General features: G+C 68.3%; 22 protein-coding genes. 11 read left to right on the top strand and 11 right to left on the bottom strand.

Annotated features, from left to right (window positions below; genetic code table 11):
- Positions 1-108: 108 nt before the first annotated feature.
- Positions 109-1,302, bottom strand: a complete 1,194-nt coding sequence (locus F0U63_RS00970; protein WP_395842740.1) for an XdhC family protein — start codon at positions 1,300-1,302, stop codon at positions 109-111.
- 176 nt (positions 1,303-1,478) lie between these two features.
- On the opposite strand from F0U63_RS00970, the gene F0U63_RS00965 reads away from it, so the two are divergent.
- Positions 1,479-2,069, top strand: coding sequence for an NTP transferase domain-containing protein (locus F0U63_RS00965; protein WP_395842739.1), 591 nt, complete (start codon positions 1,479-1,481; stop codon positions 2,067-2,069).
- 19 nt (positions 2,070-2,088) lie between these two features.
- Here the strand turns inward: F0U63_RS00965 and F0U63_RS00960 are convergent, their stop codons facing one another.
- On the bottom strand, positions 2,089-3,384 hold the full coding sequence (locus F0U63_RS00960; RefSeq protein ID WP_395842738.1) for a DUF4032 domain-containing protein: 1,296 nt from the start codon (positions 3,382-3,384) through the stop codon (positions 2,089-2,091).
- Between the two features lie 93 nt (positions 3,385-3,477).
- On the opposite strand from F0U63_RS00960, the gene F0U63_RS00955 reads away from it, so the two are divergent.
- The 4 genes from F0U63_RS00955 (at position 3,478) to F0U63_RS00940 (ending at position 6,448) form a co-directional block, all read left to right on the top strand.
- Positions 3,478-4,239, top strand: coding sequence for an SDR family oxidoreductase (locus F0U63_RS00955; RefSeq protein WP_395842736.1), 762 nt, complete (start codon positions 3,478-3,480; stop codon positions 4,237-4,239).
- A gap of 4 nt (positions 4,240-4,243) precedes the next feature.
- Positions 4,244-4,966, top strand: coding sequence for an SAM-dependent methyltransferase (locus F0U63_RS00950; RefSeq protein WP_395842735.1), 723 nt, complete (start codon positions 4,244-4,246; stop codon positions 4,964-4,966).
- Between the two features lie 51 nt (positions 4,967-5,017).
- Positions 5,018-5,464 carry a hypothetical protein gene (locus F0U63_RS00945; RefSeq protein ID WP_395842734.1) on the top strand — a complete coding sequence of 149 codons (447 nt, stop codon included), beginning with the start codon at positions 5,018-5,020 and terminating at the stop codon, positions 5,462-5,464.
- A 210-nt stretch (positions 5,465-5,674) separates the two neighbouring features.
- Complete coding sequence (locus F0U63_RS00940) at positions 5,675-6,448, top strand: Uma2 family endonuclease (RefSeq protein ID WP_395842732.1); 774 nt, start codon at positions 5,675-5,677, stop codon at positions 6,446-6,448.
- Positions 6,449-6,487: 39 nt separating this feature from the next.
- On the opposite strand, the gene F0U63_RS00935 is transcribed toward F0U63_RS00940, so the two are convergent.
- On the bottom strand, positions 6,488-7,192 hold the full coding sequence (locus tag F0U63_RS00935) for a DJ-1/PfpI family protein (protein ID WP_395842730.1): 705 nt from the start codon (positions 7,190-7,192) through the stop codon (positions 6,488-6,490).
- Positions 7,193-7,381: 189 nt separating this feature from the next.
- Between F0U63_RS00935 and F0U63_RS00930 the strand changes: the two genes are divergently transcribed.
- Positions 7,382-9,265: a glycoside hydrolase family 5 protein gene (locus F0U63_RS00930; RefSeq protein WP_395842728.1), complete on the top strand. Its 1,884-nt coding sequence runs from the start codon at positions 7,382-7,384 to the stop codon at positions 9,263-9,265.
- A gap of 48 nt (positions 9,266-9,313) precedes the next feature.
- A complete protein-coding gene (locus F0U63_RS00925) occupies positions 9,314-10,093 on the top strand; it encodes an AAC(3) family N-acetyltransferase (RefSeq protein ID WP_395842726.1) in 780 nt (259 codons plus the stop codon).
- A 90-nt stretch (positions 10,094-10,183) separates the two neighbouring features.
- Here F0U63_RS00925 and F0U63_RS00920 read toward each other — a convergent pair whose 3' ends face one another.
- Positions 10,184-11,503: a cell wall protein YJL171C/Tos1 domain-containing protein gene (locus tag F0U63_RS00920; RefSeq protein WP_395842724.1), complete on the bottom strand. Its 1,320-nt coding sequence runs from the start codon at positions 11,501-11,503 to the stop codon at positions 10,184-10,186.
- A 414-nt stretch (positions 11,504-11,917) separates the two neighbouring features.
- Here F0U63_RS00920 and F0U63_RS00915 point away from each other — a divergent pair, with 414 nt between their 5' ends.
- The 3 genes from F0U63_RS00915 to F0U63_RS00905 all read left to right on the top strand — a co-directional run bounded on the left by F0U63_RS00915 (position 11,918) and on the right by F0U63_RS00905 (position 15,005).
- Positions 11,918-12,730, top strand: a complete 813-nt coding sequence (locus F0U63_RS00915) for an alpha/beta fold hydrolase (RefSeq protein WP_395842722.1) — start codon at positions 11,918-11,920, stop codon at positions 12,728-12,730.
- A gap of 363 nt (positions 12,731-13,093) precedes the next feature.
- Entirely contained in the window at positions 13,094-13,543 is a 450-nt protein-coding gene (locus F0U63_RS00910) for a GFA family protein (protein ID WP_395842720.1), read from the top strand.
- Between the two features lie 127 nt (positions 13,544-13,670).
- Complete coding sequence (locus F0U63_RS00905) at positions 13,671-15,005, top strand: replication-associated recombination protein A (protein ID WP_395842718.1); 1,335 nt, start codon at positions 13,671-13,673, stop codon at positions 15,003-15,005.
- 61 nt (positions 15,006-15,066) lie between these two features.
- Here the strand turns inward: F0U63_RS00905 and F0U63_RS00900 are convergent, their stop codons facing one another.
- From F0U63_RS00900 to F0U63_RS00870, 7 genes are all read right to left on the bottom strand, one after another.
- Entirely contained in the window at positions 15,067-16,314 is a 1,248-nt protein-coding gene (locus F0U63_RS00900) for an MSMEG_0569 family flavin-dependent oxidoreductase (RefSeq protein ID WP_395842716.1), read from the bottom strand.
- Between the two features lie 35 nt (positions 16,315-16,349).
- Positions 16,350-16,652 carry an MSMEG_0570 family nitrogen starvation response protein gene (locus F0U63_RS00895; protein ID WP_395842714.1) on the bottom strand — a complete coding sequence of 101 codons (303 nt, stop codon included), beginning with the start codon at positions 16,650-16,652 and terminating at the stop codon, positions 16,350-16,352.
- A gap of 1 nt (position 16,653) precedes the next feature.
- On the bottom strand, positions 16,654-17,646 hold the full coding sequence (locus F0U63_RS00890) for a sll0787 family AIR synthase-like protein (protein ID WP_395842712.1): 993 nt from the start codon (positions 17,644-17,646) through the stop codon (positions 16,654-16,656).
- The gene (locus F0U63_RS00885) at positions 17,639-18,196 is read right to left on the bottom strand and encodes an MSMEG_0567/Sll0786 family nitrogen starvation N-acetyltransferase (protein ID WP_395842710.1); all 558 of its coding nucleotides are present in this window, start codon (positions 18,194-18,196) and stop codon (positions 17,639-17,641) included. The genes F0U63_RS00890 and F0U63_RS00885 overlap by 8 nt, the downstream gene beginning before the upstream one ends.
- A complete protein-coding gene (locus F0U63_RS00880) occupies positions 18,196-19,308 on the bottom strand; it encodes an MSMEG_0568 family radical SAM protein (protein ID WP_395842708.1) in 1,113 nt (370 codons plus the stop codon). Before F0U63_RS00880 ends, F0U63_RS00885 begins: the two co-directional genes overlap by 1 nt.
- On the bottom strand, positions 19,295-20,257 hold the full coding sequence (locus F0U63_RS00875) for a Nit6803 family nitrilase (protein WP_395842706.1): 963 nt from the start codon (positions 20,255-20,257) through the stop codon (positions 19,295-19,297). Before F0U63_RS00875 ends, F0U63_RS00880 begins: the two co-directional genes overlap by 14 nt.
- 63 nt (positions 20,258-20,320) lie before the next feature.
- The gene (locus F0U63_RS00870; RefSeq protein WP_095983476.1) at positions 20,321-20,803 is read right to left on the bottom strand and encodes an MSMEG_0572/Sll0783 family nitrogen starvation response protein; all 483 of its coding nucleotides are present in this window, start codon (positions 20,801-20,803) and stop codon (positions 20,321-20,323) included.
- Between the two features lie 234 nt (positions 20,804-21,037).
- Between F0U63_RS00870 and F0U63_RS00865 the strand changes: the two genes are divergently transcribed.
- A complete protein-coding gene (locus F0U63_RS00865; RefSeq protein WP_395842705.1) occupies positions 21,038-22,936 on the top strand; it encodes a sigma 54-interacting transcriptional regulator in 1,899 nt (632 codons plus the stop codon).
- The last annotated feature ends 462 nt before the right edge of the window (positions 22,937-23,398 follow it).

The raw sequence follows: 23,398 nt of genomic DNA, 5'->3' as shown, positions 1-23,398 counted from the left end.
GAGGTGACCTCCGTCTGGCGACATGACTCGCCAGGTGGGGTCCACCCTACTTTCAATGTGACGTCCGCCGGAATGACCTGGAGGGTCAGGCACCCCTGGGCGGATGCATCAGGACTCCAGGGCGCACGTGGCCTGGACGATGTTCTCCGCGGCACGCGGCAGGGGCCGCGCGACGAAGGGCTCCGGGTCCGGATGGATGGGCACCGGACGCTGGCGCAGCGCCCCGCCCTCGCGTCCGGCGACGAAGGCCTGCAGCTCCGAGACGATCGACAGGGCGATCTCGTCCGCCCCCTCCGCCCCGATGTCCAGCCCCACCGGCCCGTACAGCCGCGCGAGCTGCGCGGGCGTCGGCCGTACGCCCTGCCCCTCCAGCGTCGTGAGCAGCCGCTCCAGGCGGCGCCGGGGACCCAGCACGCCGATGTAGCGCACGGGCGAGGGCAACAGCCGCGAGAGCAGCTCCTCGTCCTCGGTGAAGTTGTGCGTCATGAGCACCGCGAGCGTGCGCGCGTCCAGGTTCAGCGCGTCCAGCGTCATGCCGGCGCGGGCGCCCACCCACGCGTCCGCCCGGGGAAAGCGCGTCTTCAGGTTGCCCGAGGGCCGCGTGCCCACCACCGTCACGTGCCAGCCGATGTTCTTGGCCAGCTCCACCACCGGGTGCACGTCGAAGCCCGTGCCGAAGAGCACCAGCGGCACCGGCGGAGGCACCACCTCGATGGCCACCTCCACCACGCACGTGTCCGTCTCCCGGCGCTGGTACCCCGAACGGCCGCTCGCGAGCGCCTGCGCCAGGTCCTCCATCAGCAGCGCGCGCAGGGCCTCGTCCTGGACGCTCGAGTCCGTGCGTCCGAGCGCGTCGCGCATCACCCGCGCCCCCACCCGCTCGCGCCCCGTGCCGGAGACGACCACGGTGGCGATCGCCGCCGTCACCCGCTCGCCCTGGCTGCGCTCCAGGAAGTCCAGCACGTGGGGCCGGGAGCCATCCAACCGCTCCAGGAGCAGCTCGACGAGCCCGTTGCAGCCCAGGCCCATGGTGAAGGCGAACTCGTCATCCGCGCGCGAGTCGTACTGGATGACGACCGCCTCGCCCTGCTCGGTGCGCCAGAGCGCCTTGCGCAGCACGTCGGATTCGAGACACCCGCCGCTGATGCCGCCCGCGAGCTGACGCTCGCCCGTCATCAGCATCCGCGCGCCGGGCCGCCGGTACGTCGAGCCCTCCACCCGCACGAGCGTGGCGAGCAGCAGCGGCTCTCCGCTCGTCCGGGCCGCCCTGTACGCGGTGAGGACCTCGCTCAACTCTCGCATGGGGCGTCGTGCCTCCTCGCAGCTCGCGTCCAGGTGAATGCCCAGTGTCGCACACGCCGGGCCGTGGCATGAAATACGGGGGTCATACCTAGTTGCCCGGTGTTTTCGACGCCAATCTCATTCACGCTTCACTCCCAGGGAAGTCCCCCGGCGCCGGGTGAAGAAAGGGTGTGCGCATGGAAGCGGTGACGGTGGTGGTGCTCGCGGCGGGGGCCTCCTCGCGGCTCGGCCGGCCCAAGCAACTCGTCGAATGGCGGGGGGAGACGCTCGTACACCGGGCGGCGAGGCTCGCGGTGGAGTCAGGGCTGGGCCCGGTGCGGGTGGTGACGGGGGCACGCGCGGAGGACGTCTCCCGGGCCGTGGCCTCCCTGCCCGTCACCTGCGTCCACAACCCGCGCGCCGAGGAAGGAATCGCCAGCTCCATCCGCCAGGGGCTGACGGGCGTCGACACGGCGGTGCTGGTGCTCACGTGCGACCAGCCGTTGCTCACGGCCGAGCACCTGCGCGCCCTGGCCCACACCTGGCGCGACACGGGGGCGCCCATCGTCGCGTCGGCCTACGAGGGCGTCGTGGGGGTGCCCGCCCTGTTCTCCCCGGCCCTGCTCCCGGAGCTGCTCGCGCTCAGGGGGGACCAGGGGGCGCGCGCCGTGTTCCGGGGACACCGGGTGGAGCCAGTGACACTCGAGGGCGGAGGCCTGGACGTGGACACCGAGGCGGACATAGAGCGGCTCCAGGAGCGGCTCGAGCGGGGCGGCGGGCCCGGATGAGCCGCCGCCCGGAGGCGCGCTACGCGGACGGAAGCCGCCGGGTGGACTCCACGAGGGCCGCCAGGGGGGCGCTCTCCGAGCGCAGGAGCGCGGGGGCGGGCTGCTCGCGGCGCAGCGCCACGTACGCCTTGATGGCGGCGTCCAGGCCCACGTCCCGTTTGGCCTTCTCCGACAGGAACCACTTGTGCTCGAGCACCTGGCAGTACAGCTCGGCCTCGTCCGCCACCGCGCCCAGGTCCTTCTGGAACTTGTTGATGGTGGGCCGGAAGCGCTCGTCGAGCCAGCGGAACGCCGCCACGCTCAGGGGCACGCTCCGGTTGAGCTCGCGCGTGAGCGTGGCCTTCAGCTCGCGCACCTCGTTGAGCAGCATCGCCGCCTGGCGCTCCTCGGCCACCAAGCCCGTGAGGTTGTGCAGCTGGTGGCGGTGGTACTCACGGTCCGTGACGATGGTGCGCATGCGCAGCTGGCTGCCGTCGCCGCTGGCCACCAGGTCCACCTCGCCCACCGAGAAGCCCAGATCGTTGAGCGCCCGGATGCGCTCGTGGATGCGATAGCTCTCGCTGCGCGAGATGGGGATCTCCTTGTTGATCTCCGTCCACAGCCGCTCGTAGCGCTGGCGGATGCTCGGCGCCGTCTCGTACACGTCGAGCGAGGCGGGCAGCTCCACCTCCTCCATGGCCGCCAGGTCCGCCAGGCCCCCGGTGACGTTCTCCTCCATGATCATCAGATCCAACTCGCGCTGGCCGTCGGACAGCTTCGCGTGCAGCTCGGACGTTTCGGCGTCCACCGCGTAGGCCTGCAGCTCGCCCGCGTCGCGGCGGAAGAGCACGTTGGACAGGGAGCAGTCACCCCAGAAGAAGCCGCCCAGGTGCAGGCGCACGAGCAGGCTGGCCATCGCGTCGAGGAGCCGCTCGCGGTAGCGCTCCAGGCCCTTGTTCATGAAGAGCACGCGGTAGGGCAGCGACGAGCTGAGGTACTGGGTGAAGAGGATGGCCACCTCGTTGCCGGGCTGATCCGGGGCGCGCACGCGCGCGTGGCCCACGGGGGTGACCGAGGGCAGCCGCCGCTCCTCCAGGCCGCGCAGCACGTCGTACTCGCGCTGGCCGATGGGCATGGGCAGTTCCTTGAGCGCGTAGATCTCCGCCCCGTAGCTCACGAAGACGACCGTGTGCCGCGACAGACCGCGCGGCACCTCGACCATCCGCGGACACACCTCGCGGTTCCAGGCCTCCAGCGGCAGGTGCCAGGGCAGGTCCAGGAAGTCCGGGTGGCCCTGGCGCAGGTGGATCGCGTTGAGAGCACGAGCGTGCGTCATGACCCCCATGTTAACGCGAGAACCCACGGGAATCAGACTCCGGGTGTCATGAGACACGTGCACTCCTCCCCCGCGCCGGTAGGATCGGCGGCCATGAATACGCTTCAAGGATGGACAGCCCTGGTGACCGGGGCCACTTCGGGCATTGGTGAAGCCTGCGCCCTCTTGCTCTCCCAGGAAGGCGCGCGCCTCATCCTAGTGGGACGCCGCGAGGAGCGGTTGCATTCCCTCGCCGCACGCCTCCCCACCCCATCCCACTGTCTCGTATTGGACGTCAGTTCGCGCGAAGGGGTCGAGTCCTCGCTCGCCTCCCTGCCGCCGGAGTTCGCCGACGTGGACGTGCTCGTCAACAACGCGGGGCTGGGGCTGGGGCTGTCGCCGGCGCACGAGGCGTCCTTGGACGACTGGGAGTCGATGATCGACACCAACTGCAAGGGGCTGGTGTACGTGACGCGCGCGCTCCTGCCGGGCATGGTGAAGCGCAACCGGGGGCACGTGGTGAACCTGGGCTCGGTGGCGGCCACGTACCCCTACCCGGGCGGCAACGTGTACGGGGCCACCAAGGCGTTCGTGCACCAGTTCTCCCAGAACCTGAAGGCGGACCTGGCGGGCACGCGCGTGCGGGTGACGGACGTGCAGCCCGGCATGGTCGATACGGAGTTCTCGCTGGTGCGCTTCAAGGGAGACGCCGAGCGCGCGGGCAAGGTGTACGAGGGCATGGAGCCGCTCACCGCCGCGGACATCGCCGACGTGGTGAGGTGGTGCGTCACCCGCCCCCCGCACGTGAACATCAACGTCATCGAGGTCATGCCCGCGGACCAGGGCTTCGGCCCCTTCAACGTGAAGCGGCACTGAGCACATGGCCTCGGACGAACAGCGAGCGGGGCGGGAGGCCCCCCAAGGCGAGCGCACGGTGTACTGCGCGGATGCGCTCGCGTGGCTGGAGGCTCAGGAGGTGCTCGCGGGGTGCTCGCTCATCACCTCCATGCCCGACGTGTCCGAGTTCCCCACTCTCACCCTCTCCGAGTGGAAGGACTGGTTCGTGCGCACCGCGGCGCTCGTGCTCTCGCGCTGCCCGGACGAGGGCGTCACCATCTTCTACCAGACGGACATCAAGAAGGACGGGGCGTGGGTGGACAAGGGCTACCTGGTGCAGAAGGCCGCCGAGCAACAGGGACACGCCCTGCTCTGGCACAAGGTGGTGTGCCGCGCCCCGGCGGGACAGACCACCTTCGGCCGCCCCGCGTACTCGCACCTGTTGTGCTTCTCGCGCGGTGTGCGCGCCGACCTCTCGCGCTCCACCCCCGACGTGCTCCCCCAGGCGGGCGAGGTGACCTGGACGCGCGGCATGGGCGTGGAGGCGTGCCTCGCCGCCTGCCGCTACGTGCTGGAGAACACCTCCACGCGCCGTATCGTGGACCCCTTCTGCGGCCATGGCACGGTGCTCGCCGTGGCCAATGATTTGGGGCTGGACGCGGTGGGCGTGGAACTCAGCCGCAAGCGCGCGAAGAAAGCCCGCGCCCTGCGCATGCCCCTGGGTGACTCCGAGCCCGCCGACTCGGGCCCGGACGAGGAGCCCTGAGATGCATTTCTTGGCAAGGCCGCACACCTTGCCATTGGCAGGCAGTACCTCGTGCAGCACCCCACCAACGTTGTCTTCCTCGACACCGTCAGTCTCTACAACATTGTGAGGAGGGCGAGGTTGGGGGACCCGGAGCGGCTCGTCTGGTTCGATCGCGAGTACACGCTGGAGGAGTTGGTGGAGGACATCTACGGCATGACGCTGGAGGCGTGGTGCCCTGGAGGCCCGGCCTCGGTGCGCGAACAGTTGGCACGGACAGTGGAGCGCATGTCTCGTGCGACCCGGGAGGATTGCATGGAGGCCGTGCTCCGGGTGATTCCTGCATTGGTCAAGGTGGACACCGAATTCAAGCACCGCGAGGAACTCAGCGACCTGGGCTTGCTTCGCGAGCGCCTCGGCGCACTCCGCCCAGAGGACTTTGAGGATATCTCCAGTGCTTGGAAATACACGGTGACCATGCAGTTGGCTGCCTGGGACAGAGCGTTGGGGCGGCACTAGAGCACCGATCAGGTTGAAAAGCCCGATGGAGTCCAGAAACGTGGACGAACCGGTGGTGTCCGTGCGGGGAGATGGCGTGAGAGGCCGGGAGACTCCCAGCCAGGAGTCCACGCTCGGAACACGTGAGGGAGATTGTCCGGCCCGACAGTTGCTGGGCGAGCGCCGTGGGGGAGATTGACGAGCGCGGCGGCCCACCTCACGCTGGAAGGCATGGGACGGCGCGCACAGGAGCGTGGAGAGGCCTTCCCCCGGGCGCCCACGCGGGAAGAGTGGGAGGCGATGGGGCCGGAGGAGCGGGCGCGGGTGGTGGAGTCACTTCCCGGAGAGGTGACCTGGGACGAGATGGCCATGCCGGAGGGGGACCGGCACTTCTGGGCCAAGGTGCGCACGTTGGACGTGCTCATGGGCTACTTCCGCCACCAGCGGCGCAAGGTGTACCTGGGAGCGGAGTTGCCCGTGTACTACCCCGGGGAGAGACGCTTCGCGCCAGATCTGCTGGCGGTGCTGGACGTCGAGTCGCACGAGCGCGACAAGTGGGTGGTGAGCCACGAGGGCAAGGGGGTCGACTGGATCCTCGAGGTACACGTGGGCGGCGACCGCAAGAAGGACGCCGAGTACAACGTGGAGCGCTACGCCCGGCTGGGCGTTCCCGAGTACTTCATCTATGACCGGGCGAGGCAGCGGCTGGAGGCGTACCGGCTGCCCACACCCGAGGCGAGGCAGTACACCTCCATGGTACCGGAGCGGGGCCGCTATCGCTCGGAGGTGCTGGGGCTCGAGCTGGAGGTGGCGGAGGGGAAGCTGCGGCTATGGGCGGGAAACGCGCTGCTGCTGGAGTCGGAGGAGCTGCTGGCGCGGATGAGCGAGAAGCTGGAGGAGTTGCGGCAGCGTGTCGAGGAGGAGGCACGGCTGCGTGAAGCCGCGGAGCGGCGTCTGGCCGAACTCCAGGCCGAGGTCGAGCGACTTCGCGGGGGCGCCAGGTGAGCCACAGTCCACGGCCGACACCTCACGGCCTTCCGCGGGCTAGGTTCGGCTCGCGCGGAGGGCCTCGCCCGCGCGCCTCACGAGGGCCTCCTCCGCCGCCGGATCGAAAACAATCTCCCCCGTCGTGAGCGAGGACATCCGGACCAGGGCCGCCTCGGGCGCCGTCTCCGGACGGCCCGCGTTGAACGGGGGCGAGGGGGCGTACTCGAGCAGGAGTTGGATGGCCTGGGCCACCTCCGAGCCCGCCAGCTCCGCCGCGAGCGTCAGCCCGAAGTCGATGCCCGCCGTGACGCCACCGCCCGTCAGGATGTGACCGTCGCGCACCACGCGCCCCGCGTCCGGAATGGCCCCGAGGTGCACCAGATGCTCTCGCATCGCCCAGTGGCTCGCCGCCCGCCGCCCCTTCAACAGCCCCGCCGCGCCCAGGATGAGCGAGCCCGTGCACACCGAGGTGACGAAGCGCGCCGTGGACGCCAGCCGGCGCACGCCCTCCATGAAGACCGGATCCTCCAACGCCCCCCCGAGCGGCCCGCCCGGCACGCACAGCACATCACACCGCTCCACGTCCTCCAGCCGGGTCAGGGGCTGGAGCGTCAGCGCCCCCTCGCGGATGGGCTGTCCGCCCACGGAGGCGAAGATCTGCCGCGCTCCCGGCAGCAGGCCGAACACCGCCTGCGGCCCCATGAAGTCCAGGAACGACACCCCCGGGTAGAGAAGAAAGACAATGTCGAGATTCGTGGCCATGGAATGACTCCCGTGTCTGGTTTGACGGGCCCACTCTCCCCCGTCAGGCGCGTGTCCGAAAGGACGTAATTCCCTCGTTTTCCGCCATGGTCCGAGACATGGGGACGGGTGGTCCACACGCTCACGCTAGACTTTCTTGATATTCATGACTTCACTCCCAGTCGCCCCTCACACCTGGAGCCGTTCCCGATGAAGAACAGTCCTCTGCTGTTGATGTTGGCGGTGCTCCACCTGAGCGGCACGGCCGCCCTGGCCCGGACCGGAATGGCCGACGCCGAATCAGGCCACCGCGAGGGTGCCGGGCTGGCCGCGGCGCAGTGCAGCCCACGCGTTCCGCTGAGCACCCGGGGCCGGTACATCGTCGACCGCTGTGGAGAGCGCTTCAAGCTGAAATCCTTCAACTGGTTCGGCGCGAGTGATCAGCTCGAGGTGGTGGGAGGCCTGGACAAGCAGAAGCTGTCGGACCTGGTCACGGGAATGAAGGCGCTGGGCTTCAACTCCGTCCGGCTGCCGTTCTCCAACAACATGCTGCACCCGGACGACAACAAGCCCGCGGCGCAGCGGTGTCTGGAGAAGCACGGCGTCACGTGTATCGACACCACGAAGAACCCGGAGCTGCAGAACAAGACGGCGCTCGAGGTCTACGACGCCGTCGTGGCGGAACTGACGCGGCAGGGCCTGGTGGTCATCCTGAACAACCACACGACGAAGTCGATGTGGTGCTGCGGCTGGGATGGCAATGGCTTCTGGGACAGCAGCCAGGCCCTGCAGCGATGGCAGGACGACTGGGTGATGCTGGCGACGCGCTACCAGGGCAACAAGTGGGTGGCCGGGGCCGACCTGCGCAACGAGGTGCGTCCGGACGGACTGGACAGCCCCAACTGGGGGATGCGCAACCAGCATGACTGGCACATGGCGGCCCAGACGATGGGCAACCTGCTGCTGCGCACGAACCCGGACTTGCTCATCGTCGTCGAGGCGGTCAACTGGTGGGGACTCCTGGACGGAGCGCGCCCGCAGCTCAAGCCCGTGAGGCAGCGGCCCGTCGCCCTGTTGCGCGGAGACAAGCTCGTCTACGCCGTGCACAACTATGGCTACACCGGGCCGAATCAGTCGGGAGGCTCGCTGGGCAGCGGCCCGAAGTACGGCGACATGGACAAGTCAACGCTCCACGGCACCCTGGATCAGGAGTGGGGCTTCGTGCTCGAGGCGAATCAGGCGTACACCGCGCCGATCTGGATGAGCGAGTTCGGCGTCGGCTACAACGAGCAGGCGGCCAACTCCCGGGCGTGGTTCAGCCACCTCGCGGACTACCTGATCGACAAGGACGTCGACTGGGCCTACTGGGCCATCAACGCGGCGAAGATCCAGAACTCGGTGCAGGGGGAGGAAGAGACCTACGGCCTGTGGAGCTATCCGGACTGGAGTGGCGTGCGCAGCGGGGATTGGCGGCTCGGGACGGGCCCCTTGGGCCGGCTGCTCGGGGCGGACGGGCGGACAGGCGCCGTGGAGGCGACGCGCTTCCTGCCGATGGCCGTCCTCACGAAGGATGGCGACTCCACCTACTACGTGGACAACAACTCGCTGGATTTCGACTGGCACTCGGGCAAGGCGAAGCTCAGCTGTCCGCGGGGCTATCGCGTGGTGGGGGTGAGCGAGAACTTCGCCATCCTCTGCACCAACGCGGGAGCCGTTCCCGCCCAGCAGGGAACGGGGAGCTACCACACGGTCACCCAGGAGGTCTCACCGCTGCGCTACCCGGGTGACTGGGCCAGCCAGAGCATCAAGTTCGAGTGCCCCACGGGCTCCTACGCGGTGGGCGTCTCCACGGCGAACCCGTTCACGATCGAGCTGGCGGGTCTGCTCTGCGAGCAGAACACCGGTGGAATCCCTCTCAACGGCAGGTCGGCGAAGGACTTCTGGGGAGGAGACCAGCGCGCGTCGCAATCGGGAGGCGACTGGAGCGTGGGCAAGCACAAGGGGCAGTGCGCCGACAACCAATACATCATCGGGGTGGCGCATCGCCGGAGCTGGCTCTCGGACTACGCGTCGGTGGTGCTCTGCTCCAACTGAGAGTACTCAGGGCCTGGCGTCCGCCCCATCCATCCCCTTGGGAGCACCATGAAACAGGAGTTGAGCGTCGAAGAGGTGGCCACCCAGCTTCGGACACTGGGCGTGCGCCGGGGGGGCGTGCTGCTCGTGCATACGTCGTTTCGAGCGGTACGCCCGATTCAAGACGGCCCCCTGGGGTTGCTCCGCGCGCTGCGGCTCGCGCTCGGAGCGGAGGGCACTCTGGTCATGCCGACCATGACCGATGGCGAGTCCCTCTTCGACCCCGCGTCGACACCGACGTGCGACATGGGCATCACCGCCGAGCTGTTCTGGAGACAGCCCGGCGTCCGGCGCAGCACGCATCCGGGCGGCTCGTTCGCCGCCGAGGGGCCACTGGCCGAGCGCATCTGCGCACCCCAGCCGCTGTCACCCCCGCACGGCCCAGACAGCCCGGTGGGCCACGTCCATGAGCTCGCCGGACAGGTGCTGCTTCTGGGCGTGAGCCACTCCGAGAACACCACGTTGCACCTGGCGGAGGCCCTCGCGGGCGTCCCCTACTCCGTCGAGCACTCCTGCGTGGTCGAGTTCGATGGCGCCGCACGAACCGTGATGATCGCCGAGACCGATCATTGCTGCCGGCGCTTCCAGCTCCTCGACACGCCCCTGCGCGCGCGGGCATTGCAACACGAAGGTCTCGTGGGCCATGCCCCGGCGCGACTGTGCGACTCGCGCGACGTCGTCTCCGTCGCGCTGGAACTGCTCGCCTCGGAGCCACTCCTGTTTCTCTGTCCTCTCGAGGAGCACTGCGAGGAGTGCGACGCGGCGCGGGCCAGCATCCGCGCCTCGTGAGGTCATGGAGTGTGAATCGCGCCTGTCAGGACTCCATCCTGTTCGAGCCAGATGCGAGTCATTGAATCGACGGCGCGGCGTCCCCCGCGGTCACTGGGGCAGGCGGAGCCCCACGAGCCCATCGATCGTCGCGCGCGAGACCTCGCTCGGAAGCGCGGGCAGGAGGGCGCGGGCCGCGCCGGGGAGGTTGCCCGGGTGGAGGATCATCACCTGCACGACCCGCGACTGCTCGTCGAGGAGGATGGCGAAGTAGCGGTCATCGAGCGGCCGGCGCCATACCGGTGCATAGGCACTCGCCCGGTTGTCCGCGTCGATCACCGCGCCCTGCGCCATGGCCTTGAGCGCCCGCGCGTCGAGGAGATCGGCACTGGCGTCGAACTGCCCGATGCCACAGCCCGCGATGCCGCACACGGACCCGCCGAGGCTGCCGACCTGGAAGGACCTGAGCCCCGTGCTGATGATGTCGCGGTTGCCCCACTGGCTGCCCGACGACTCCGCCACGACCTCGAACACGTTGATCTGTCCGCACCCGTCGCCCACGGCCCCGTTCGTGTTCGCGAAGCAGTGACACGGGTGATAGCCCGACCACCCGTCGCGGTTGAGCTCCGAGGGGCTGAAGCCGATCCACGGTGCGTCCTGCTGGCGCTCGTCCTCTCCGGGCTTGATGCAGCTCAGGGGCTTGAGCGTCGGGTCGTCGGCGTAGGGCATGGAGGCGAGCAGCACCACGAGCTTGGAACCCGGCCAGCCGTCGTAGTCCAGCGCCGAACCGGGGCAGTACGGGTTGCTCCCCGGACCACAGGGGAACTTCCGGTCCTGCATGGCGTAGAACGCGCAGTTGTTCCCGAGGTCACCCGTGAACGGCGTCTTGTCTCCAGGTCCGGAGATGTGGAGGTTCTGGAACGTGGTCGGAGACCGCCGGTCCCAGAACGACTTGATGGCCCACGGGCCCGTCGGATCCGCGACCGGCTGGTAGACGGCGAACTGCTTGACGCGCATCGGCCCCTCGAGGACCATCGTCATCTGCTCGTTGTACGGAGACAGACGGTTGGTTGTCACCTCGTGCCGGGTACGGCAGCAGTACTCCTTACCCCCCCAGGGATAGCTGATCCATCGCGCCTCGACGTTGCAGCGCGGGTCGCCCTCGCTCGCCTCGATCCGGCGGCCCCAATAGCCAGTCGCGCCGATATTTTTAAAGGTCATCGTGCCGCCCCGGGTCACGGGCCCCGTGTTTGACGGCGTGGGGGCCTCGTGCGTGGGCGCGGCGGATGGGCCGCCAGACTCGGAGGGGGCCGCGACGGGGCTGCACGCCGTGCCCACGCTCGCACCTGAAAGCCCCAGGGTGGCCGCGGTGATGAGGAATCGGAGCCGCTGGCCACTCCCACGACGCCTGCTACCTGTGATGACGCTCATGGGCGCCCACTACCATCACCAATCGACTGGCGTAAACGACAAAGCGCCATTCCCAGTATTTTACCACAATCTTGAAATAACAGAATAACCTTGATTTAAACTCTTCTTTCTTAAAGAATCTGCACCCATCCAACCAGACAATCACACGCGCGGAGGATCTCGCGGGGTGACGCTGACCAGGGAAAAGGTGCTCCGGTTGAGGAGCCACCCCCCAGCCGCGACACGATCCGGCTCACCCCCGACGAAGGCATCCATGAGGACAACACTCGTGTGATTCATGACGAGCCATCAACAGCGTGATGACTTTCATGCCGTTTATTTCATTGGGCGTGTCGTGCATCTTGCTGTAACCAGCCCGCGCAGTGAGAAGCCGCGCTTCGGCGGCAAGCCCTCCTACGAGCAGGAGGTCACGTCATGATCGCATCCGCCCCCCCGCCCACCCACCCGTTCATCAAGAACCACGTCACCGCGCCCGACGGCACACGCATCGCCTACCTCGCGGCCGGCGTGGGCCGCCCCATCGTCATGATGCACGGGGCCTTCACCGTCGCCGACGAGTGGCTCGCCGTCGCCGACCAGCTCGCGTGCTCGCGCCGCGTCGTGATCGTCGAGCGCCGGGAGCGCAGCGGCGACGCCCCCTCGCCCCCCCTCTCCGTCGAGGTGCAGGACCTCTCGGCGGTGATCGCCGGTGTGACTGGCGACGAGACCAGCCGTGCGCGCGGGGACGTGGACCTGTTCGGCCACTCCTACGGCGCGACGGTCGTCACGCAGTACGCCATCGACACGGGCTTTCGCGGCTCGCTCGTCCTCTATGACCCCGCCTCGTCGCTCGCCGGCCCGCTCGTCGGCAACCACGCGGTCGCCATGCGTGCCCTCTCCGGCGTGGGCCGAACGAGTGTCGTCCGCACGCCCAACCCGATGCACTCCCGGCTGCGCCAGCACGCGCCGCACTGGGCGCAGATGCTGGCCTCGCTGCCGAGCCCGCCACGCAAGGAGGAGGCCCTCGACGGCTTCGCGCCAACCCCGGAGGATTTCCAGCGGATCCAGGGGCCCACGACCCTTCTGCTCGGGGAGCACTCGGGCCCGATCTTGAGAAGTCTCACCGCGATCTGGGTGGTACGCCAGCCTGGGGTGACCGTACTCCCGCTCCGCGGGCAGGGGCATGTCGGGTATTGCGAGGCGCCAGGGCTCGTGGCGGACCGGATCGAAGCGGCGCTGAAGCTATAGACGACGGCCTGGGCTTGCTCCAGTTACGTGGATCAGGCCCACCACCAACTCAGCAGCCTATTGGCACACATCAGTCCAGGCTGGGTGTCCATCTGTCACTTCCTTGGACTCACTCACTGACGTGCCAAAAAGCTCGTTCAAAGCCTTCATGCTTTCCGTGATGCTCAGTCCAGACTCCCGAAGGGTCTTGACTGTGTCTTCGAGAGAGAGCCCTCCTTGCACTCGTTTCCCCGGATAAGGTGTCAGACGACTCGGAGGGGGCTCCTCACATCGCGGACCGAATCTGTCCGCGAGCCCTCCTACCTTCTCCTGGTCACCGGGGCGAGCCCGAAAGCGCCGCGCCCCCTTTCCAGGAGTCCCACCATGACGACCGCTCCCTCCCCTTCCACCGGTGTCCGGACGTACCGGGGCAGCTGCCAGTGTGGCGCCGTGCGCTTCGAGGCCGACTTCAACCCGAGCGCCGGGACGACCCGGTGCAATTGCACCATCTGCACCAAGACGGCCTGGTGGAGCGTGCACGTGAAGCCGGAGGCCTTCCGCCTCGTGGCCGGCCAGGAGGTGCTGCGTGACTTCTCGCGCCATGAGGCCATCCATGCCCGCTTCTGCGGGGTGTGCGGCATCCGCGTCTTCGGGCACGGGGATATCCCGGAGCTGGGCGGCGCGTTCTACGGGGTGAACCTCAACTGCCTGGATGGCGCGGAGCTCTCGGGCGCCCCGGTGCGCTACCTCGATGGGCTCCACGACACCTGGGCGGAACTCGCCGTGGCGCCCTACGTGAGCCCGTTCTCTCCCGCGGCGCACGCCCGCGCGTAGCTTCGTGACCGAAGGCACGCAGAGGACCACCGAAACGAATTCTTTGACACCTTCCGTGGGGGAAAATCCCCGCTGGCCCGTGTCTTCTTCAGGCGGAGTGGCTCGTTTGTTAGGGTGCCGCCTCCCGATGCCCGCTGGTCCTGACCTGTTCGCCGCTTCCGTCGATGTGAACCGCTTCGCGCCGCTGGCCGAGCGCATGCGTCCGCGCACCCCCGAGGAGTTCATCGGGCAGTCGCACCTGCTCGGCCCTGGCGCGCCCCTGCGCCAGCTCATCGAGCGCAAGGCCATCGTCTCCTGCCTCTTCGGAGGGCCACCGGGCGTGGGGAAGACCACGCTCGCGCGCATGCTGGCGGCCAGCGTCGACGCGGAGTTCGTCATCCTCTCGGCCGTCTCCGATGGCATCCCCCGCATCCGCGAGGTGGTGGCCGAGGCCGAGCGCCTGCGCAACCAGTACCACCGGCGCACCGTCGTCTTCGTGGATGAGATCCACCGCTGGGCCAAGAACGTCCAGGAGCAGGCCCTGCCCCATGTGGAGAGCGGTCTGCTCATCCTCCTGGGGGCGACGACGGAGAACATCAGCTTCGAGGTGAGGCCCGCGCTCGTCAGCCGGTGCCGCGTCTTCCTGCTGCGCGAGCTCACCCCCGCGGACCTGCGGACCGCGCTCCTGCGGGCGCTCTCCGATGAGAAGCGGGGGCTCGGTGCCCGCCGTCTGAGCGTGAGTGACGAGGCGCTCTCCGTCCTGGTGGAGGGGAGCGGAGGGGACGTGCGCAAGGCGCTGGGCGGGCTGGAGCTCGCGGCCCAGCTCACCGCCGACGGGGCGGAGATTTCACGCGAGACGGCCCTCCAGGCCACCGGGACCCGGCTGGCTCGGCACAACAAGGACGGGGACGAGCACTTCGATCTCCTGAGCGCCCTCCAGAAGTCGTGCCGGGGCTCCAATCCCCAGGGGGCCATCTTCTGGGCGGCGCGGCTGCTACAGACGGGCGACTACGTGGCGCTGTGGCGCCGGCTCAAGGTCATCGCCGTGGAGGACGTGGGTCTGGCCATGCCCGAGGCCATCGGCATCGTGCGCGCGTGCGAGGAGGGCTTCCACTCCGTGGGCATGCCCGAGGGGCGCATCTTCGTGGCCCAGGCGACGCTCCTGCTGGCCACGGCGAAGAAGAGCAACCGGGGCTATCAGGCGATGGACGCGGCGCTCGCGGCCGTGGAGGCCCACCCCAACGCGGCCCCGCCGCTCCACCTGCGCAACGCCCCCACCGAGCTCATGAAGGAGCTGGGCTACAAGAAGGGCTACGAAGCGCCTTGGAACCACAAGGACCACTACGTGCCCGGGCAGACGTACCTTCCCGAGCCCCTCGAGCGCTCCGTCTTCTACCGGCCGAGCAAGGAAGGCCACGAGGCGGAGATCCACGAGCGGATGAGCCACTGGTGGCGCGAGGACAAGGCGTCCCGGGGCGAGTGACGAGACACCTCATCATTCCTCCCCGTCCCGCGCCACCGGCGGACAAGCCGTGCAGCCCGCGTCAGGCAGCAACAGGGGCATGTGAGGCGCCGCCGCGTACCTCCGCGATGCGGTCCACCAGGTACTCGGCATCCCGCGCCACGCCGGAGAAGCGTCCGGAGCCCCAGGTGTACAGCCAGGGCAGGCCGAGGAAATACAGACCGGGCGTGGCGGTGACGCCGCGCACGTGGCTCGGCTGGCCACGGCCGTTGAAGACCGGCAGATCGACCCAGGTGAAGTCCGGGCGGAAACCAATGCACCAGATGACCGCGGCGAGGCCATCCACCGGCAAGGTGGTGCGCTCCTCGGACGGCCGCCAGACCGGCTGGTAGACCGAGCCCGGCGGTGCCGGGATGCCACGCTCCTGGATGTACTTGTCGATGCTGGCGTTGATGCGGTTGTAGACGGCGTCGGCGTTGTCCAGGTTGGTGGCCAGGTCCGGCGCGAAACGCAGTGTTCCGCCCTCCAGGTCATCCAGCCGCCCATGGAGCTGCATTCCCCGCAGGGCGAACGCGCGCAGGTCGATGTCGCGCCCGCCGTCCCGCCCGGTCACGTAGTGATTGGTGTTGTCGCGCACCCCCTCGCGCAAGGGGTGCTTGTCCACGCCGATGGCGTAGTAACCCATGTCTTCCAGCCAGGCGACCACGTCCCTGCCCCGGTAGAAGCGCGCACAGCGCGGTGCCTCCCCCACCGCCAGATGCACCTGACGGCCAGCCAGGTGCAGATCCTCGGCGATCTGCGCGCCGGATTGCCCGGAGCCCACCACCAGCACGGGCCCCTCTGGCAGGCTCTGGGGATTGCGGTACTGCGCGGAGTGCAGTTGGTGGATGGACGGCGGCAGCCGCTCGGCGAAGCGCGGGATGATGGGCGTGTGGTAGCCACCCGTGGCGACGATGACCTGATCCGCGCTGAACTCCCCGGCGTTGGTCATCACCTGATAGCCGCCTTCGGCGCGCGCGGAGAGCCGCTGCACCGTGACCCCTTCACGGACCGGTGGCCGCACCGTCGCGATGAAGCCCTCCAGGTAGGCGATGACCTCGTTCTTCTTCATGAAGCCATGCGGCTCGGCACCCCGATAGGGAGCACCGGGTAGCGCGCACTGCCAGTTGGGGGTGACCAGGGTGAAGCTGTCCCAGCGCTGCTCGCGCCAGGTATGGGTGAGGGTGCGGCTCTCCAGGACCAGGTGATGGATGCCTCGCTGCTGGAGGTAATAGCTGGCGGACAGACCGGCCTGCCCGCCACCGATGACGATGACGTTGTGATGGGACATGGGATGAACCTCTGGGCTAAAGCCTCGCGGACAAGTCAGTCCTGATCGGCACCGTGGGTGGACAGGTCGAGCACCTCGACACGGGCGTTCGGGGCTGGGTATTGGCGGGACAGCAAGCGGAGGCCGGCGAGACTGTCCATCGCCGAGCTGCAATAGAATCCGCGGACCTGCTTGACGCGCTCGGATGCCGCGTTGAACGCGGTTTCGGCGCGGGAGAGGAAGTCCGCCAGCGGGTAGCTGTGGCCCGCCTTGAAGTGCTCATGGACAATCGTGGAAGGAGAATAGGTGGTGCTGACCTTGCCATCGGGCCAGCGCAGCTTGATGTTCACGGCGGGCATTTCAGTGCTCCTCGGGTCGGGGCGGGCACGCGAAGCCGGTGAAGGGCCGCTCCCGCAGGTTCCAGAACTCAGCGCGTTGGCCGGCGTGCTCGACCCACAGCCGGGCGCTGGCATCGAGCCGGCCAATGACGGCGCAGGGCACGCCCTCGGCGGCGAAGGTGGCCTCCACGTCTGGCCAATCCGCGGCGTCCAGGGTCATCAGGAAGCCGTAGCTCGGGAAGACTTGCAGCCAGCGCTCCAACGGGGCTCCGGCTGGACATGGCAGGGCATCGAGATCGACCCGGGCACCGCAGCCGGTGGGCTCCAGCAGCATCAGCAAGGTACCGAGGATGCCGGCGTTGCTGATGTCCTTGGCGGCGCGCAGGCGGCCCGCCTCGGCGAGGGCCGGCAGCAGCTCCAGTCTGGCTCGCAGGCGCTCGCCCGGCACCCCTTCGAAAGCCTTCCAGTAGGGCGCGTCGCCATGCCAGCGGCCCTCGAGGTCGACGGCCATCGCCAGCCACTGGCCGGGCGCCGCGTGGAAGGTCGAGAGCAGTGTTCGCGCCCAGCCGGTGATCGCCACCGCGAGGCAGGCCGGATTGCCCGGGGCCTGGTGGGTGTGGCCGCCCGCGAGGCGCACGCCGTAGGCGGCACAGGCCGCTTCCATTCCGGCGAGCAGTTGATCCGCGGCAACCGCGTCGTGGTGCCAGTAGGCATTGACCACCGCCTGGGCACGCCCCCCCATGGCGGCGATGTCGCTGACGTTGGCCATGACCGCGGACCAGCCGGCGAACCAGGGGGCGTGCTCCACGAAGGCGGGCAGCATGCCTTCCATGGCGAGGAGCTGGTATCCATCGCCACAGCGGAACGCGGCGGTATCGTCCCCCGGTCGCGTGTAGCGGTCCTCCCCCTTCGCGGGCGGGCCGGCGAGGCGCCGGGCCGGATGCTGGATGGCCTGTTTGGCGCGCATCGCCGGCGTCTCACGCAGACGCGCCAGCAGCGTGGCGAGCTCAGCCATGACGGTGCTCCTCGCGGGACGGCGGGCCGCTCCACCGGGGCAGGAAGGGGTAGCGCTCCAGCTCCGCCTGCATCAGCACGTGGGGCTGGCCGAGCAGCTCCAGGCGTTCCAGGCTGCGCCAGTGCAAGCGCTGGAACCACGTCTCGTTGGCCGCCTGCACGGTGGCGAGAAAGGTGCGGCAGCCGAGCTCCTTGGCCCGTGCCACCGCTTCGTTCACCAGCGCCTGGCCAATCCGCGCGTGGTGGCGGTAGTCCCGCGCCACGCAGAGCCTGCCGCCGTACCAGAGGCCATCCTTGTCCTCGTAGATGCGCACCGCGCCGACCACCCGGTCCGCCATGCCGCAGGCGTGGGCCACGGCGACGATGGGGATGGCCTGGAAATCCCTCGTGTCACGGTCCTGTTCCAGCAATCGCTGCTCACCGACGAAGACCGCGCGGCGCAGGGCATAGTAATCGGCGCGTTCCCAGGGCTCGCTGACGGGCTTGACCCGCAGGTCGCCGGCGCGCCAGGGCTCGAAGGTGTCCGAGACCAGGGCGAAGGAAGCACGCATCACTCATACCCCTTGAGCGCCGAGCACGCCCCACATCGGGCGCAGCCGGCCTTGATGCTCTCCGAGTGCAACCCGTGACGGCGCAGGCTGACGCCCAGACGTGCGTAGAGCCGCTGCATGAACGCGCTGTCGGGCTTGGGGTGATGGGCGAGCGGTGTGCCATCGATGGGGACGAAGGGCACCACGAAAGGATACACCCCGAGCGCGGCCAGGCGCTCGCCCATGGCGGCGATGGCGTCTTCGCTGTCGCCCAGTCCTGCGAGGATATAGGTGCTCACCTGGCCGCGGCCAAAGACAGCGACGGCGGCGGCGAAGGCATCGAAGTAGCGAGTCAGCGGCACTCCGGCCTTGCCCGGCATGATCCGCTGGCGGACCACATCGGTGACCGCCTCCAGGTGCATGCCGAGCGACACCACGCCACTGTCCGCCAGACGTTGGAACCATGCATTGTCGTCCGGCGGCTCGCATTGGGCCTGGATCGGCAGGTTCACCGCGGCGGTCACCGCGGCGGCGGATTCACAGAGGATGGCGGCGCCGCGATCCGGCGTCTGGGGCGTGCCGGTGGTCATCACCATGTGCTGGACGCCGTCCAGCTCCACCGCCGCCCGGGCCACTTCAGCGAGCTGGGCCGGGCGCTTGCGGGCAATCGTCTTGCCGGCGGCCAGCGACTGGCCGATGGCGCAGAACTGACAGGCGCTGGCGGCCTCGTTCATGCGCACGCAGTGCTGGAGCACCGTGGTGGCCAGCACGTCGCGGCTGTGCAGGGTGGCGATCTTCCAATAGGGCGTGCCGTCCGCGGTGGTGAGTCCGTAGAAGCGCGGGACCCCTGGCAGTTGGACCTCGCCCACGGGAAGGCCCTCGCGGAAGATCCGCGCCCGCGTGCCGCTCTCGTCGGGCACCGCGGCGTAGGGCGAGTCCAGCGAGGCGCGGTTGAGCATCGGCACCATGGCCGTGCGCTCGCCCAGGCTGAGCGCCTTGTGATCCGAAGGCCCGGCGCCCCCCTTTCGAGACAGGCCATCCGCGCCCTGCCAGCGCACACCCTGGCATTGCAGCTCGACGAGCAGGTCATTGGCCGGCAAGGGCACGGCCGGAGGCGTCTCACTGACGGACATGGAGGGCCTCCTCGGGGGGCTCGCGCCGGTCATGGACGTGCGCGGTGGCGCGGCGGTCGATGAGCAGGCTGAGCAACTCCGGACGGCTGTAGTGGCCGACCGAGTCCATCATGCGTTTGCGCTTGTCGATGAGCGCGAGGTCGAGATCGGCGATCACCACCCCCTCACCGCCGCGCAGTGGTTCGCCGAGCAGCTTGCCTTCCGGCGAGACGATGGCGGTGAAGCAGCCACCGGAGATGGGCCCGATCGCGCAGCCGGTGTCCGCCATGAGCTGAGCCTGTTGTTCCGGGCTGAGCCAGGCGGTGGCGTTGACCACGAAGCAGCCGGATTCCAGGGCGTGGTGGCGGATGGTGACCGCGATCTGCTCGGCGAAGATCTCTCCCACCAGCGAGCCGGGGAACATCGCCGCGTGGATCTGCTCGCCATCGGCCATCAGCGCGTAGCGTGCCAGCGGGTTGTAGTGTTCCCAGCAGGCCAGCGAGCCGATCCGGCCGACGCGGCTGTCCACCGCGCACAGGCCCGAGCCATCGCCTTGGCCCCAGACCATGCGCTCATGGTAGGTCGGGGTGATCTTCCGGCGGCGCTGGATGAGCCGGCCATCGGCATCGAACAGCAATTGGGCGTTGTACAGGGTGCCACCGTCACGCTCGTTGACACCCAGTGACACCACCATGCCCGCCTCGCGACAGGCCTCGCCAATGCGCTCGGTGACGGCGGAAGGCACGATCACCGACTCGTTCATCAAGCGCAGGTGTTCCTTGCCCATGGCCACGGGGGCCTGGACGAAGGAGAAATAGGGGTAGTAAGGCACCACGGTTTCGGGAAAGACCGCGAACTGCACGCCGTCGCGGCCCAGTTCGAGGATCTGCGCGCAGATCTTCGCGACGGTGGCTTCGCGGTTGTAGAGCACCGGGCTGAGCTGCACGGCGGCGGCACGAATGCTGGGCATGGCGGGGGTCCTCGCGGGAAATGACGGCACCCCTCCCGCATCGCGAGAGGGGTGGAAGGCCGTTCAGGCCGTCCAGGTGTCGATGATCAGCGCGCCCTCGCGGCGCATCAGCAGGCGCAGGTCCATCACGTCCAGCGGGTTGATCGGACGAATGCCCTCGATCAACGCCTTCTCGGTCTGTCCGTAGAGCGCCTGCAGGGCGAAGCGGCACGCATACACCTCGCCGCCTTCCTTGATGAAAGCCTTGAGCTGGTTGTTCACCGCCATGTGGCCCGGGAAGGCCTCCGCGCCCAGCGTCGGAAAGCCCCGCTGCACGCCCAGTTGCACGCCGGGGCCGTACAGCAGCACCTTGGTCTCGAAGCCCTTGCGCAACAGGCGCTTGGCCTGGAGCATGTTGACCAGGCCGATGGAGCCTTCGAAGGCGATGGTGTGGAAGGTAATCAAGGCTTTCTCACCGGGCTTCGCCTTGACGTCCTCGAAGACCTTCTCCTCGTAGTTGACGAGGAAATCACCATCCTTATAGGCGGGAATATCTACGCTTGGCATTGCACTGTCTCCAGCAATCGCGGCGCGCCGGTCCGGCGCTCCAGGGGGTTCGGTGGAGGTGATTGCGAGGGACATGCCAGAATGACTGGCCGCCTTCCCGCCGGGGAGTATCCTCCTGAAATCACTGGGTTTGTACGTCCGGACGGCGGCTCACGTCCTCGAACCCGGTGCTACGAAAGGCCGTAGTTTCACGAAATTTCGTAGTGGTTCGTACGAACTCCCGTAGGTGTACGAATGGAAGACCCCGATTACATCTCTGGCGTGACCCTGCTCACGTATTCCGCCCGGCACATGGCCTTCGAACATTGCAGCGCGGCCATTGTGTTGCTCGATCCTCTCGCCGACCGCTTCGAGGACCTCAATGTCGCCGCCAGCCATCTGCTCGGCTATACACGCCAGGAATTGCTGACCCTGCCGGCGGCGGGAATCTTCGGTCCCCCATCATCAGACCTGATGGCTTTCACCCAATACGCCATGGAGCACGGCAGCGCCTGGAACGACCGCTTCACCTGCCGGCGGGGGGATGGCGAGGAGCTGCCGGTGGAGATCTCCGCGACCCACCTTCCCTTCAAGGGCCGGTCACACCTGGTGCTGACCCTGAGTGACCGCCGCCGCGAACGTGTCCCCGAGACCCGAACACAGACTGGACAGGCCACGCGCGGTGGACTCATCGAATGGCGCGATGTCCTCAAGCTGTTCCAGGAAAACGAGCGTGGCAATCAACTGCTGCTCAGCGCGGTGGGTGACGGAATCTACAGCATCGACACCCAGGGCCTGGCCACGTTCGTCAACCCGGCCGCGGCGCGCATGTTCGGCTGGAGCGTGGAGGAGATGATCGGCAAGAACGTCCACCGCATCCATCACCACAGCCACGCCGATGGCAGCCCCTATCCCGACGCGACTTGTCCTATCTACCAGGCGGTCCAGGACGGCCTGGTCCACGAGGGCCTCCAGGAGGTGTTCTGGCGCCGCGACGGCACGGCCTTTCCGGTGGAGTTCACCAGTACCCCGGTCATCGCGGACGACCGGATCATCGGCGCGGTGGTGGTGTTCCGCGACATCACCGAGCGGCGCAACACCGAACTGCAACTCCAGAAGGCCCTCGCCGAGCTGCGGACACTCAAGGAGCGGCTGGAGGAGCAGAACGCCTATCTGGAGGAGGAGCTCAGTACCGAGCACCAGTACCGCGACATCGTCGGCCGCAGCGCGCCGATCCTGAAGATCATCAGCCAGATCGACGTGGTGGGTCCCACCGATGCCAACGTCCTGATTCATGGCGAGTCCGGCACCGGCAAGGAGCTGATCGCCCGGGCCATCCATCAGGCCAGCCAGCGCCGCGACCATCCGTTGATCCGGGTGAACTGCGCGGCGATCCCCGCCGAGCTGTTCGAGAGCGAGTTCTTCGGACACCTGCGCGGCGCCTTCACCGGAGCGGTACGCGACCGCATTGGCCGCTTCGAGCTGGCCGACGGGGGCACCCTGTTCCTCGATGAGATCGGCGAGCTTCCCCTGGAGTCGCAGAGCAAGCTGCTGCGGGTGCTCCAGGAAGGTCAGTTCGAGCGGGTGGGCGAAGAACGGACCCGGAGCGTGAACGTGCGCATCATCGCCGCCACCAATCGCGACCTGCGCGCCGAAGTGGCGGCCAGACGTTTCCGCGAGGATTTGTTCTTCCGCCTCAACGTCTTCCCCATCCATTCACCTAGCCTGCGCGAGCGGTGCTCGGACATTCCCTTGCTGGCGGCGCATTTCATCGAGAGCATTGGCGCTCGGCTGAAACTGCCGGGGCGGAGGCTGAGCAAGGGCGACATCGCGCGGCTACAGGGTTACGACTGGCCCGGCAACATTCGCGAGTTGCAGAACGTCATCGAGCGGGCGTTGATCACCTCGCGGGGCAAGGAGCTGAACATCGACCTGCCGCCCGCGAGAGGTGCCCCGGTCCCCCCCCAGGAACCCGCGGAGCCCCGGAGGATCCTCACCGAGGCCCAGTTGCGTGAGCTCGAACGGGACAACCTGCGTGCGGCGCTGGAGGCCTGTGGGGGCAAGCAGTTCGGAAAGGGAGGCGCCGCAGAGCTGCTGGGCATCAAGCCCACCACCCTGGCGTCACGCTTGAAGAAATTGGGCATGCTCAGCTGAACGTTGGATGGAGGCGGCGGGTTCGATTCCCGCCGCTTGCAGTAGAGGTTGCCGGGCGCGGAGACACGACATGGTCGAGAGCCCCACAAGGGGTGCTCAGGCAGAAGGACTCGAAGGCGTCACTCATGCGCGGGCGTTTCTCCTTCGGGACGCTTTCATCCAAGCCCATGAAGACCTCGAGGAACATGTGCATCCGCCAGCGGGGATCGCCCGTGTCGAAGTCGGCCACCGAGTGCATCACCAGCACTTTGCCGGGTGACACCTCTGGGCTAGGTTTCGCACCGTGTGGCCATGGCGCGTGGAGCGCCCTGCCCATCCACAGGAGCTGTCTGGCATGTGTGAATCTCACGGAACTGCGGCGCTGCGGAGCTTGGGGCTCTGCGTTTTCATCGGGTTGCTGGGTGCATGTGCTACGGGGCGGCAGGCCTCGGCACCTCGGGTCAACCAGACTCCGTCGGTGGA

It is taken from the genome of Cystobacter fuscus (genome assembly GCF_044360685.1).
Classification (GTDB): domain Bacteria; phylum Myxococcota; class Myxococcia; order Myxococcales; family Myxococcaceae; genus Cystobacter; species Cystobacter fuscus_C.
The sequence above is the reverse complement of the archived record's forward strand: the minus strand, read 5'-3'. Positions and strand labels throughout refer to the sequence as shown.